Genomic DNA, 12,473 nt, shown 5'->3' on the forward strand with positions numbered 1-12,473 from the left:
GGGTTCAGGTCAACTTTTGTAATTGAGCTGCTGCCGGCTGCATACAGGTACAGAATGCCATCGGGACCTACATCCCCTGTTGCAAAGCCTGGTACCGGTGAAGGAAAGCCTGTAACCGGGAAAGTCTGAACTGACCAGTCGCTGCCGATGCGTACCAGCTCATTGGTATTGTAGCGGAAGCCCCAGATGTAGTTATCCACAGTATTATAGCCAACTGCGTTCACAAAGGCATTTGGTCCGTCGATCAGGGGAGCCTTGGCAAGTGTGGCTGTTCCTGAGGAAAGATCCAGCGTGAAAATGTCAGAAACGTTGTTTCCTCCGATGTTGCGGTTCGTAATAATATAACTTGCCGGCGAACAGGTAAAAGCAGGCTGGACAACAATTTCTTCGGCCGATCCAAAAGTGTAGGCTGTATACGTATTTGGTGCAATGGCTGCGCTGGTTGTGATAGAACCAGCATTCAGGTCGCTGGCCCCACCGAGTACGGATGTTGCATCAATGGTTGATGGGATTGCTACCCACTTAGTCCCGTCCCAGCCAACAATGGTCAGATTAGCCAGATCGTTTCCGGTCAAACCGGCAATGCCGCTGGCCGCATCCCAGGTAAGGCTGATGGGTGTTGCTGTGCTCCCATCAATGTCCCAGTACTCTACCGTGCTGACAGCATCAACGCCGGCGCCCATGCTGGTTGTCGGGAAAGGGCCGCCTAAAGGCAGGACAGGGTAATCCGATCCAGTGAAAAGGTTACTGGTTACAGCTGTGCTGGCATTGGCATGGTAGTAAGCGCCCATGGTCCCGTCGCCCGAAGCGGCAAACTGCCCCAGGTTGCCGTTATCACCCACAGGGAAAACAAACTGGCCTGTGCCGTACTTGCGGACATACCCGTCGACATAGCCCTGGTCCGAAGCCCCGGTGGCTGCAAGGTTGCTGCCAATAAAGTTCAGGATACCGAAGTTATTGGATGCGCGTTCAGTCAGGATCACCCCCGGCTGCGCACCCCCGCCGCCCGTTGTGAAATTATAGTTGCTGAAAAAGCTCATCTGGGCGCCACCGAAGATAGTGGTATTGCCCTGGCCGCCTTGTTGAGCAAAGGCCATCGAGTAGATGCCGACCAGTCCAGCCAACAGAAGTAGACGTTGCCATCTATGGCTGCTGGCCCATGGCGGGCTTTGAAGTATGTTTTTGATCATAGAAATTGTCTGATTTAAATGGATCACATTGCCGTATTTAAATGCGGCTTTTAGTATTATTGCTATCTGCAACCGAGTATCGAATCAGAAGTTCTTGACAAGGGTCAGAGAAGAATTTGTGATGGTATAGCCGTTTTGTCCTACACCACAACCGGAGCACGGAATTACGACTATTTGGAACCGGTCGCCTGCAACACAAGGGAGCAGTTCAGTGAGCTGCCCTTCTGCAAAAAAGCCACGGTTTGTTGAAGGAGAGTTGTATGATCCAAGGTTCCCACTGCCTATCTTCTGAAGAAAAAAGCTAAAGCTTCCGTCTGCGTCAGCCGTGCCAGCCAGCGGTATTTGCACACGTACTTCGGCATTAACGGTATAAAAGCCATCCCGTTGCACCGTAAAGATATCGCCGGCCAGGTCTGCACCACCCTCCTGATCAAATGTTACGGCGGTAAAGTTAACCCGATTGGACCCTTGTGCTATCGCCTGCGAACCTCCAATCATTTGGGCTGATCCTGAAAGATTCAGAACCTGCAGCAGCCGGTCACGTCCAATTTGTCTCAACACGCCTGATGGATCCGCAGTCACAATGCTGTCAGTGATTGCACCGGATGGTAGGTTCTCAACTTGCACTGTACCGATTGCTTTGTCGACAATTACTTTTTGATTGTTCGCTGCTTCTACTTCCAGATTCGCATTAGGGCTAATCGTGGTAGGGTTCGTGCCTATCTTAACCTGGCCGAAGGTCACAGAAGATGCTGCCAGCATCGTTGAAAATAGGATTGCCGAAAATAGTCGAGTTGTTTTCATACTGTTTTATTTGTTTGATTAATAGATAGAAAAAGAGATTAAAGGGAAATTATAGGTCATAACAGATTTATTCAGCCAATGTGTTATCGGCTGTATTATCTGGATGGCCTTCTGCCATCCACATGCTGTGGGACTGGGGGAGCAGGACTTTAAGGGGAGTGGTAAAGTTCTTTCATAGGCTAAGAGAAGACGTAGGTTCTGCTAACAGCTCGTTAGACTAAGATACTAACAAACCTAAATAAATAACTAATTCGACGATATAGTAATATTATTATGTCGCAATGGCTTTGATTTAGATTTTTTGTAGAACTGAAATAGTGGCCTTTCTTAAATCCAACTTTCAACTACTATAAACACGGTTACAAACGTTTCTGGTCATTACCTACTTGTTTTTGTACAAATGAGGTTTAGGCTTGATGTTAGCAAGTAAAACCTGCGCAAATCGCTAAAACTTGATTTTATAGTAAAATTATGATGTAATTTTTGCTGAGTTCTACATCACTTTTAACCAGTAGAGATATATACCTTTACCTTCGGAGCGATGGATTTATGAAATTGAGTGCTGATTATGCCTAGTATATTAATCGTTGATGACCATCCTATGGTCTGTTTTGGCATAGGTGCCCTGGCCGAAAGTGTAATTGGGGATGTAAGCCTTTTATTTGCCAACTCCTTTCCGCAAGCCGTTGAGAAGCACAGCCAGCAGCGGGCGGATTTGATAATCCTGGACCTGAGCCTTCCCGGTGGGCAGGGTGTTGAAATGGTCAAGCATTTTAAGCGCGTCCAGCCCAGTGTCAAGATCCTGGTTTGTACGGCCCGCGATGAGCTCTTTAACGCTCCTATCTATATGCAAAGTGGTGCCGACGGTTTCCTACATAAACATAGCCCGGAAGACGAAACTAAAAAAGCTATCAAGACGGTGTTGGAAGGTAATAAGTATGTTAACCAGCAGGTGCAAAAATTAATGGTAGCCAACATAGTAAGTGGACAGCCCCTGCCGGTAGACCCTATGCGCACGCTGTCCCCCCGCGAAAAACAAGTGCTTGCATTATTATTAAAAGGGAAATGGCTAAAAGAAATTGCCAAAGAATTTAATGTATCCATTGCTACCGTCGGAACGCAAAAGGCAAAAATCTATCAAAAGCTCAATGTCACCAATATGGTAGAGCTTGCCCGGAAAATGGATGTGTATTACGAAAACGACCAAGGGGATTTCCATGAGGGTCCCGGAGATAGGCCGTTGTAAGATTCTAAGAAACGTCCATTGCTGTTTCTGCATAAGCCTGCCCCCAAGCGTTAATCTTCCAAGGCGTCCATCAGGTTCTAAGAGACTCCTTCTGTCTTTTTAATACAGTTGGATCTTCTGAGTTTTGCGCATTTGTAAAAATGGGAAAACTAAACTCATTACAGAAAGTAATTGTGTTTTCTGGAAGATCGCAAGAGAAATTGACTAGTCATTGATCACTTATATACACCATTGCTGGTACTCAGAAACGGTCGTTATCCTGTACACGCAAGCCTTGTACAATAGACTAGACTTTTTGCCGAATGGACAGTACAAAATCGTTGTACACGAAAACAAATTACATTATATTTATAAAAGTTAAGTAACGTGTACTAATATCATGGAATTCGGATATGCAAGAGTAAGTACCCAGGAGCAGAACCTCGATCTGCAACTGGACGCTTTTTCCAAAGCTGGAATAAAAAGAGTTTTTACTGACAAGGTATCAGGTGTAAGGTCAGATAAGCCGAACTTAAATGAGTTGTTAAAATATGCCCGGAGTGGAGATACACTTGTAGTGTGGAGACTTGATCGACTTGGCAGGACTACTGTTCAATTGATACAGTTCATTGAGGAGCTAACTAAACAGGGAATTAATTTAAAGTCACTAACTGAGCCTATCGATACATCCACCGCAACCGGGACATTAATAGTACAAATTTTCTGTGTGTTGGCAGAGCACGAACGGAACGTTCTTCGTGAACGAACCAAGGCTGGTCTAACTGCTGCCCGGACTAGGGGCAGGTCAGGAGGTAGACCTAGAGGACTGGTCAATAAGTATGAGGCAATTAAGTATTTTGTAAAAGATACGTATGATAAGAAAAATGCAACCATTGAGGAAATAATGAAAGCGTATAAAATCCCATCAAAGACTACATTTTACAAAATTCTGAAATCAGCCGAGCAAGGGCAGTTGGAAAAACAGTGAAATACATCGAAACTAGTATAGCAATAAATATATCTTGAAAATTAAATGAAAAATGACACTATCTCTATAAAATCATTCAATCCATACGAGTACCGGTTCCCACACAGAAAAGTACTTAATCTTGGAGAAGTACATTTAATTAAAGAATTGAAGTCCAGAGGGTTTAAGGTGAATATTCTGCCTCTAGACAACCGGCCAGTTGACTATATATTCAGAAAAGGAGAGTTTGCGAGTCTTGAATTTTTATGGCCTATTATTCTAGTTCTTTGGCAAGAGCTGCCTAAGGAAATTATTTTATCAACAATATCAGATTGGTATAAGAAAACCTTTTTTAAAGGTAAAAATTTAGAATCGGTTGGTGAGCCGGTGGCTAGTAATATTGTACTTATTGAAAATTTTAATGGAGTCATGTATAATCTGAATGGAGGTGTGATTGAACCCCTTCAAGCTGCCAATAAGTTGACGGAGATTCAGGGTTTGCAGGAAGCCTACAGAGAGTCTTTTTTAAAGAAATCAGCTCACGACCATTTACCAACACCTATTTTCAGGCAACATAGTCCAAAGATTATCGGATGGGCAAAGATGTCCATTAATGAAATTGGTATGCACATAGATGATAGCATTATCATCGATCAGCAAGCGTGGGATGATGTGAAGTCGAAAAAGCTTAAAGGATTTAGTGTAGCCGGGATTGCAACCAAGTCAATTTGTAATATTTGTAATTCGAGCTATGTCCTTTGCGAACATGTTTCAGGAACAGAATATCACAATGTTGAATGCTGTAATAACATAATGTCAGCTTTATTTGTAGAATGCAGCCTAGTTGAAGAGCCATCATATTCAGAGTGTCTGGTTGAAATAATCACTAATCAACTTAACCAAAAGTATTGATCAACTCAATGAGTGAATAATCGTAAACTAGCATTTATATATTCCCTACATTTAATTTCGGTTGCAATTTCATTTAATCAACTTCAATAAGTGAACATATATCATGGAAACCAATATTAATAGGAGAGAAAAAGACACTATGAATATTAAAACCGTTTTTTGTGTTTTTACTTTCTTAACGGTCATAAGCTGTACCAATCAGGAGGACTCAGTGAAAAGCAAGTACCTGGGGGAATGGCAATCACCAAGAGGAAGAGCGAGCATCCAGATTTATGAAGAGAATGGGGGGCTATTTGCCAAATTCCGGCGAGGAGACATCATGCCCTTGAAGTACCAGAGTGAGGGCCAATATTATGAGGGTTCAACGGCATTAGGCGCTATGCCCTTTATCATTCGGAATGATACCCTTCAATATAGCCAGTCGAAGTATATAAGGACGCAGGACTAACAGTTGTAGCGATCTTTTTTGGAACAAAATAGTATGAGTAATAATGAAATTGTTATGACAGATCAGTTAGACAATGATCAGCGAATGAAAGTTATCAACGAACTTTCAAAACGTCTGAATAATGGATGGAACTTAACAGTTCATTTTAAAAACAAGATGTGGAGCATGCGTGATATGCCCAATTGGCAGACGATTGAAGAATTTTTAGATAGCTGGGAAAAGGAGAAACCTATCTATCTCAATGAATTTTCGGCATTCATTGATGATTTTGGAATCGCTGCACTTATTGCCTGTACCAATATCAAGACAAGAGAGGATGAAAAATACGACGAGCCATCGGTCTGGTTTATGAGTCCAAAGACACAAGAGAACATATGTTTTATCAATGATATCAACATCTGGCCGAGTAGTAAACTAATTGAGATATTTATTAACGCCTAAGACCACTCCTATTATTGGTCATAGCTTTTAATATTTCGCTATTCTTATATTTGCAAACTAGCGGCTTTAACCTATGAAATAATATCCCTTTATTGTTATTGTAGACAAACCAAGGAAGACCTTGAAGTAATTTGCAACGATCTTTTCAGATTTTGTAGACATTCATTTGCTTCCAGGATCTGCGGCAGCTCGCCCTGATCACTAAAAATGTAGACATTTATCACCAATAATCGTTTCAAATGAAGACACCTCAAATTAAATTTTTCTCACCGGAAGAAAACATACCGCAGGTTTCAAAGGCGGCAGAGAAAGCCAAGCCATCCGGTTATATTTCAGACTCAGGGAAACTTGTTTTCCCGCAGGCCACCCTTGAAGAAATTGGGATAGAGCCGGAAACAGCTCTTTTCAAAATCGGAGCGGACGAAGGCAAGAGAAAAATAAAATCGCTTTACTTAATTCCTACAGACGAAAAAGAGGGAGCATTTGCCTTTGCAAAGGTTGGGCGAGGTTCAGGAATCCCGTTGTCAGTCATTTTAAAACGTGGCGGTATCGATTACGAAGCGTCGAAGCATATTTTTACCGTTTCGATATTCAACTATTCTGAGGGAGTGGTTGGTTATGAGTTAGAGATAGAGGGAGCAACACCGAAAGCGCCATACACCGGCAAGCCAAGAGGCAGAAAACCCAAAGTCTCGGGTCAAGAAAGCGCCGTCTAGGCTACTTACTAAAATAGGATGGTAAAAAGAGACAGGAATATATACCCTGTCTTTTTTTATCATATACCTACCCTATTTTCTCAATCTCCGCAGGCTTACATAGATTTTGTAGTAGAATTGCGACGTTGGTAAGTGCCAACATATATTTATCTTTGTATAGAAATTTAAACTCCTTTATCAAATTATTTTAATGACATAACTGTTGAATAACATATAGAATTCAGCTATTCAATTTTTTTCATTTATTAACTAAAAACTGGTTTCAAATGAGAGTTGCAAAAAGAAGTGATAAGGATTTAGTATTGAATATTCTAACTGATTCATTCTTAGATAATAAAAGTGTTAACTATCTTATACCAAAAGACCACAAGCACAAAGATCGAGTACGGGCGTTAATGGATTATTCTTTCGAGACGTGTTTTGCATTTGGCAAGGTTTTAATTTCGGACAATTCCGATGCAATTGCGCTAATTTCTTTTCCTGAAAACAAAAAAACTACGCTTCAAAGTTTACTATGGGAGGCAAAACTTGTTTTGAATGGAATAGGTATTGGAAATGTCTCTAAGGCGATGGCACGAGAAAAGGCAATTTCCCAAAATTACCCGCAAACGCCAATTTATTACCTATGGTTCATTGCTGTTAACCCGCAACAGCAAGGCAAAGGTATTGGCACCAAATTTCTAAGCGAAATTCGAAACGACGCAGCCGCTATGAAACGGCCTATTTACTTAGAGACATCAACAATTAGAAACCTTCCTTTTTATAAAAATGCGGGTTTAGGAGAGTACGGAACTCTGGATTTTGGTTATAAGTTATATTTAATTAGAAGTATGGTTGATGCTGATAGGGAACACTGACATGCACGTAATAACATTACTGTTTATCATTTTTGAATTAGTAATGTTTATTTTTCAAGGAATACTATTCCTTGCAAGACCACAGGACAAACCTAGGCTGTTTTATTTGATTCTACTCGTCTTATTGATGTGCAAAAACACAGCCAGTGGTTTGTTTCCTGATCCAAAAATAGATTTTATTCCCATTCTCACACAATATATACTGACTTATGGAGCGGGGTTTGTTATGGCGTCTTATTTTCCATTCTATTTTTATAAGGCATATAATATAGAAAAGATTAAATGGCATGCGACAAAGGGAGTTTTTGTGTTTTTACATTTTCCATTCTTTTTGCTGTTTGGCATAACATTCTATCTAACGAAAAACATTGACATAGCGATAAATGTAGGATTAGCGATACCAGCGATTTACGGGATTGTATTAGGGTACTTAATTTTAGATGGCATCCGGTTTCGCCTAAAAGAACAGATAGAACGGAAAGAATATTTTGAAATGATTGCCGTTTATCTAGCCGTAATTCCTTATGCTTCATTAGCTTTCTTTGCATACCTTCGAATATCTCAGGTCAAAGAGGTGCTATTGACGAACTCTGGCTTTGCCATTATTACGATCTTATTTCTTAGAAAACATATCATTCAGTCTAGGGAGGAATACCAGATGTTACGTACAATCAATGGTAACAATATGGAGCCGTCCAGTGAACTTCCGCCGATAACGCCTGAAATCGAAAACTCATTAGATGAAATTAAACTTTCCCCACGTGAAAAAGAGGTCGCTATATTGATTCTTCAAGGTCATAGGAATCAAGAAATTGCCGATATACTTGTTATAAGTCCCGGGACGGTAAGGACTCACATTGAAAAAATCTACAAAAAAGCGCAGGTAAACAGCCGAAAAGAGTTTTCCAAGAATTTCGGCTGAATTAGAATAAATCTAATAAATAATATAACAAAGAATACTTTTACGGATGTCAGATACGAAATTACGTATTCGGCATCCGCATTCTTTTTTGTTATAAATACGTAAAAATTGACTGAAATACGTATTGACAAAACCATTTTATCGCCGGTTGTTTGCATCATTCTTAACGACAACCGATTTACTATCATGGACACGAATTGGCATTCGCGCTACAATCAAATGAAGAGCAGTCATGGCTTAACTAACGATGATGTTGCAAGGATTACCAAGCTATCAGAATCTAATGTGAGGTCACAAGTGACCCGCGCGGATAATGGTGGAATTGGTCAACTCAGATTTCCACCCTGGCTAAAACTTGCTATTGTTCTTGACGAAAGGAAAGCATTTATAGAACCGAATATTTAGGCTGTTTTGTCAAATATTTTTCGTTCAAACAAACAGCTTGTAACAATCTTTCGTTGGTTAGGCTCTCCCAGACATTTTAATATTCATGCGGCCTATTTGCGGCTCTGGTCGCTTTGCGTAGAGCTTCGGAATAGTCCCCAACAGGGTCTTTTCTATTCCTACATTTTGTACTCTGTTGTTTGATTTTTGACCCAATCCGTTTCCACTGGATTGTAAGCACTCATTTGCTCAATTGAAACTTTTTGTACCTCTTTATCTGTAAAAATATGCTATCAGCATTTAGAAATGAACTGGCTCCAATCCAGTTAAAAAGCTCGATAAAGCCGTCCTTTGAAAAGTCTTTACTGGATTATAAGCGACTCTATCCATCAGCGCGTTTTGTTCAAAACTACGGCCATACTTTTTTTATTGAGGAGTCGATCTTCTTGTTTATTGCTTTCAAGGGCACAAGGGCAACGAAGCCAGTAGTTAATACACGTTTCGAGAGCTTGAATGCTCTGAATACTTACTACTACTCTTTTGTTAATAAGGTGCTGAAAACAGTAATTTCGAGGAACCTTCGTAAAAGTAGGGCAACTAAGAAAAATATAAGAGAAATCAAACCAGGAGCCATATTTTACTCGTCGCCCTGTAACAATCAAGCGGATATCGAGTTTTTCCAGATTATAACCGTGAAGGGCCGATTAGTCGTTATTCAGAAAATAAAGCAGATTCGAACGTATCAGGCAACGAATCATGGATTGACAATAGGAGTTAAGGATTCATTTATTGATGCGCCGATCCGGTTGCGTATAGGCGATTACGGTATGCGTATTGATGCCCTTCATTATTTGAGCTGTTGGGATAAGAAAGCCGTTTATTGGTCTTCGTGCGCCTAGCTTGGCTGCTTCTTCGAATTTTCAGCCATTTATAGACAATCCTGGCGCAGCTAACGCCGGGATTAGTCTCGGTAATGCTTAAGTCGATGCTCATTCGGACATGTTGTTTGGCTTTCCCTTTTATTTTCACAAGTTGGGAATGCAAATAGAACAAAATTCTTGACTGTTTTTGTAATATCTATTTGTATGATAGTCAAACAATTTTGTTGTTGGATGAATATGCTTCACAATCGTTTTCCCGCTCAAATAATCATCGATAGTAATAGTGTAATTTTGAGTAATGTAATAAAGCCTTTCTGTCAAATTGCCTTCTGATTTGACAATACGATCATACAGGTCAAATAAGTCCTTATAATCTATGTCTTCAATTGGAATGTTGCAGTAAAAAATAGTTGGTATCCCAATTTTGTTAAGGTGGTATTTTATAGAATGGTGTGTATCTTGTGCCAAGTTGAATATAAGTTCACTGCCATAAATTAAATAGTGTGTGTCGCTATCAAGAAAATCTTCTTTATTCATTGAAAAATATATCTTCTTATTAGAGTCGTCCTGAAACTCATTAAAAATAGGCTTTGGATCGTAAGAGCCATCATAAGAAACGTCAGACAGCATATTTTTGAAATCATTGTCAGCTTTTGTAAAATTACTAGGCAAAAATCCATTGGTATAATATGAACCTACATCATGTGGCCTGCTGGCATGATAGCCAGTAACGTAATCGAAGTTTTCTTTTAGCCATCCAATTAAATCTTCTCTGGGTACATTCGTTTTAACAAAGTGAATATCTTCCAGCGTTAAAGACTCTGTGAATATCCTGTTAGAATGTTGATCTTGTAAAGTCATTTACTTAGCTATTTCTAATATGGTATAATTTATCAGACAGAAGTTCATTTTCTCTGATGAAGGTTTTCAGATATGCTAAGGTGATTGCATATTGTATATGAGTTTTTTTTTCTTTTGTCCACAAGATTTGTTCACCATTTTCTGTGATTTGGAAACCATGAACTATTCTGTTTCTTTTGAAAGTTAAGGCATCAAACATATCGGCAATTTCCTCATTAAACTTATTAGTTATTGTTGCTTTTATTGAATTCAATAGAGTCCCTGACATTTGATCAGTTAAATCAAGCCAATTGTAGCTTGAATTATTTATTTCTAGAATATTCTCAATAATAAATTGATTATTTGAATTAAAGATACAAATAGCAGTGCCTAGTAATTCTCTATATTCTTTTGATGGGAGTGCCTGACGGGTATAATCCTCGTACATGTTAAATCAAGGTTAGCTGGATCGCCAAAATAATTTTTACAGCTTGGAAATGGCAATTTCAAGCCTTCTATCATTATGGAACCCTTAAAGATAGCTCTGAGATTTGAATACAGTTGATTGATACGCCGCCTTCTTTGCTACGCGGAACTCTTGCGCTTCGACTAACTTCTAGCTGACAGCACTTTCCGAGCAATTGATAAGGCACTCTTTCTATATAAATATATATTTATATATTTTTCTTTTCTCTCCTACCCTATTTGTGTACGCAGCTCTTCATACGTTGTTTTGATCCCCTTTCCTTGAAACACAAAGTCATTTGATTATCGAAGGCTAACCAACGCGCATTTGCGGCTTATGTCGCTTCGCGCACATTTTAAATTTATCTTCTATGGGTTGTTTTTGTTCCTATTATATAAATATATAATTATGTAGATATATAAGTATTTGTTTTGATTTCTTTGAAATTGATCTGTTTTTATTATATTTGTATATAATTATATAAATATATACAGCTTCTATGATTGTCATTTCAGTAGCTCATCAAAAAGGAGGTGTAGGAAAAACAACTCTTGCACTTAACCTGGCTTATTGCCTCAGTCAAGATTTGAAGGTTGCAATCACCGATACAGACTTGCAGGGTTCGATCTCCGATATCAGCCCATTCCTAAAAGACATTGAACTTATTCCTTTGTCTGAAATTGAAAAGAAGGTACCCCTACCCTATGATGTTGTCATTATCGACACGCCCCCTTATCTGACAGATAAGTTACAAGACATATTTTTGTTAAGCGACTTTGTGCTGATCCCAACTAAGGCAGGTTATTTAGATGCGCTTGCAGTTAGGGGAACCATTGCTTTGTACGATCATGCGAAGAAGAAAAAGCCATCATTGAAGGCCGGCGTGGTTTTGAATATGCTTACTCGCACAAATCTAAATGATGAAGTAAAGGAAATATTAGACCAATATACTTTGCCAATGCTTAAAACGACCATTAACCAGCGCGTCAGTTACGCACGTTCTCCTATGACCGCCGGAGTGTTTAATAGCGAAGATGATAAGGCGAAAAATGAAATGGTGGATTTAGCAGGCGAAATTTTAGGACTACTTTAAAAGCTAAAGCGATGAACAAAGATTATAACGAAAACCGGTCTAAGCTAGCCGGTATGATTAAGGAAAAACCGAGTACAGTGCCAATTCAGCAGGTGAAGCCGGTCGCTTCAAAAGAAGAAAAGGACGAAAGTCACCTTAATTTCTGGATACCTACCCATTTGTTTAATGAGTTGAAAATGCACGCGGTTCGAACAAACAGTAGTATTAAACAAATTGGTATAGAAGCACTTGAAGAATATCTAAAGAGAAATGCTTGATTATATAAATATATATTTATGTAGAATAAAATTATATATCTATATATTTATATATTTATGTATTTATGTA

At 39.5% G+C, this 12,473-nt stretch carries 15 protein-coding genes; 11 read left to right on the plus strand and 4 right to left on the minus strand.

Going from position 1 to position 12,473, the window contains the following annotated elements; all coding sequences use genetic code 11:
* Positions 1-1,190, minus strand: a 1,190-nt coding sequence (locus G395_RS32845; RefSeq protein ID WP_035362052.1) for a DUF6923 family protein, incomplete at its 3' end; no start/stop codon positions are given.
* Between the two features lie 84 nt (positions 1,191-1,274).
* Positions 1,275-1,994, minus strand: coding sequence for a hypothetical protein (locus G395_RS31380; protein WP_157486818.1), 720 nt, complete (start codon positions 1,992-1,994; stop codon positions 1,275-1,277).
* Positions 1,995-2,562: 568 nt separating this feature from the next.
* Between G395_RS31380 and G395_RS0125365 the strand changes: the two genes are divergently transcribed.
* From G395_RS0125365 to G395_RS0125410, 9 genes are all read left to right on the plus strand, one after another.
* The gene (locus G395_RS0125365) at positions 2,563-3,240 is read left to right on the plus strand and encodes a response regulator (protein WP_084439860.1); all 678 of its coding nucleotides are present in this window, start codon (positions 2,563-2,565) and stop codon (positions 3,238-3,240) included.
* 379 nt (positions 3,241-3,619) lie between these two features.
* Positions 3,620-4,207 (plus strand): recombinase family protein, encoded by a 588-nt coding sequence (locus tag G395_RS0125370; protein WP_026632609.1) that lies wholly within the window; start codon positions 3,620-3,622, stop codon positions 4,205-4,207.
* Between the two features lie 45 nt (positions 4,208-4,252).
* Positions 4,253-5,098: a hypothetical protein gene (locus tag G395_RS0125375; RefSeq protein ID WP_026632610.1), complete on the plus strand. Its 846-nt coding sequence runs from the start codon at positions 4,253-4,255 to the stop codon at positions 5,096-5,098.
* Positions 5,099-5,309: 211 nt separating this feature from the next.
* Positions 5,310-5,546 (plus strand): hypothetical protein, encoded by a 237-nt coding sequence (locus tag G395_RS0125380; protein ID WP_157486819.1) that lies wholly within the window; start codon positions 5,310-5,312, stop codon positions 5,544-5,546.
* A 33-nt stretch (positions 5,547-5,579) separates the two neighbouring features.
* Positions 5,580-5,987, plus strand: a complete 408-nt coding sequence (locus G395_RS0125385) for a hypothetical protein (RefSeq protein ID WP_026632612.1) — start codon at positions 5,580-5,582, stop codon at positions 5,985-5,987.
* Between the two features lie 239 nt (positions 5,988-6,226).
* Positions 6,227-6,703, plus strand: coding sequence for a hypothetical protein (locus G395_RS0125390; protein ID WP_026632613.1), 477 nt, complete (start codon positions 6,227-6,229; stop codon positions 6,701-6,703).
* Between the two features lie 266 nt (positions 6,704-6,969).
* On the plus strand, positions 6,970-7,560 hold the full coding sequence (locus G395_RS0125395) for a GNAT family N-acetyltransferase (protein ID WP_026632614.1): 591 nt from the start codon (positions 6,970-6,972) through the stop codon (positions 7,558-7,560).
* 1 nt (position 7,561) lies between these two features.
* Positions 7,562-8,482: a LuxR family transcriptional regulator gene (locus G395_RS0125400; protein WP_211237803.1), complete on the plus strand. Its 921-nt coding sequence runs from the start codon at positions 7,562-7,564 to the stop codon at positions 8,480-8,482.
* Positions 8,483-9,153: 671 nt separating this feature from the next.
* Positions 9,154-9,765, plus strand: coding sequence for a hypothetical protein (locus G395_RS0125410; protein WP_026632617.1), 612 nt, complete (start codon positions 9,154-9,156; stop codon positions 9,763-9,765).
* 126 nt (positions 9,766-9,891) lie between these two features.
* On the opposite strand, the gene G395_RS0125415 is transcribed toward G395_RS0125410, so the two are convergent.
* Together G395_RS0125415 and G395_RS0125420 are read right to left on the minus strand one after the other, a co-directional pair.
* Complete coding sequence (locus G395_RS0125415; protein ID WP_026632618.1) at positions 9,892-10,608, minus strand: hypothetical protein; 717 nt, start codon at positions 10,606-10,608, stop codon at positions 9,892-9,894.
* Between the two features lie 4 nt (positions 10,609-10,612).
* Positions 10,613-11,035 carry a hypothetical protein gene (locus tag G395_RS0125420; RefSeq protein WP_026632619.1) on the minus strand — a complete coding sequence of 141 codons (423 nt, stop codon included), beginning with the start codon at positions 11,033-11,035 and terminating at the stop codon, positions 10,613-10,615.
* 517 nt (positions 11,036-11,552) lie between these two features.
* On the opposite strand from G395_RS0125420, the gene G395_RS0125425 reads away from it, so the two are divergent.
* A complete protein-coding gene (locus G395_RS0125425) occupies positions 11,553-12,146 on the plus strand; it encodes an AAA family ATPase (protein WP_026632620.1) in 594 nt (197 codons plus the stop codon).
* Positions 12,147-12,157: 11 nt separating this feature from the next.
* Complete coding sequence (locus G395_RS0125430) at positions 12,158-12,403, plus strand: hypothetical protein (RefSeq protein WP_026632621.1); 246 nt, start codon at positions 12,158-12,160, stop codon at positions 12,401-12,403.
* The last annotated feature ends 70 nt before the right edge of the window (positions 12,404-12,473 follow it).

It is taken from the genome of Dyadobacter alkalitolerans DSM 23607 (genome assembly GCF_000428845.1).
Lineage (GTDB): Bacteria > Bacteroidota > Bacteroidia > Cytophagales > Spirosomataceae > Dyadobacter > Dyadobacter alkalitolerans.

Bases quoted from the DNA above. Each gene is read 5' to 3' on its own strand.
- G395_RS31380 (WP_157486818.1), bottom strand. From the start codon at position 1,994: ATGAAAACAACTCGACTATTTTCGGCAATCCTATTTTCAACGATGCTG.
- G395_RS0125365 (WP_084439860.1), top strand. From the start codon at position 2,563: ATGCCTAGTATATTAATCGTTGATGACCATCCTATGGTCTGTTTTGGC.
- G395_RS0125370 (WP_026632609.1), top strand. From the start codon at position 3,620: ATGGAATTCGGATATGCAAGAGTAAGTACCCAGGAGCAGAACCTCGAT.
- G395_RS0125375 (WP_026632610.1), top strand. From the start codon at position 4,253: ATGAAAAATGACACTATCTCTATAAAATCATTCAATCCATACGAGTAC.
- G395_RS0125385 (WP_026632612.1), top strand. From the start codon at position 5,580: ATGAGTAATAATGAAATTGTTATGACAGATCAGTTAGACAATGATCAG.
- G395_RS0125390 (WP_026632613.1), top strand. From the start codon at position 6,227: ATGAAGACACCTCAAATTAAATTTTTCTCACCGGAAGAAAACATACCG.
- G395_RS0125395 (WP_026632614.1), top strand. From the start codon at position 6,970: ATGAGAGTTGCAAAAAGAAGTGATAAGGATTTAGTATTGAATATTCTA.
- G395_RS0125400 (WP_211237803.1), top strand. From the start codon at position 7,562: ATGCACGTAATAACATTACTGTTTATCATTTTTGAATTAGTAATGTTT.
- G395_RS0125410 (WP_026632617.1), top strand. From the start codon at position 9,154: ATGCTATCAGCATTTAGAAATGAACTGGCTCCAATCCAGTTAAAAAGC.
- G395_RS0125415 (WP_026632618.1), bottom strand. From the start codon at position 10,608: ATGACTTTACAAGATCAACATTCTAACAGGATATTCACAGAGTCTTTA.
- G395_RS0125420 (WP_026632619.1), bottom strand. From the start codon at position 11,035: ATGTACGAGGATTATACCCGTCAGGCACTCCCATCAAAAGAATATAGA.
- G395_RS0125425 (WP_026632620.1), top strand. From the start codon at position 11,553: ATGATTGTCATTTCAGTAGCTCATCAAAAAGGAGGTGTAGGAAAAACA.
- G395_RS0125430 (WP_026632621.1), top strand. From the start codon at position 12,158: ATGAACAAAGATTATAACGAAAACCGGTCTAAGCTAGCCGGTATGATT.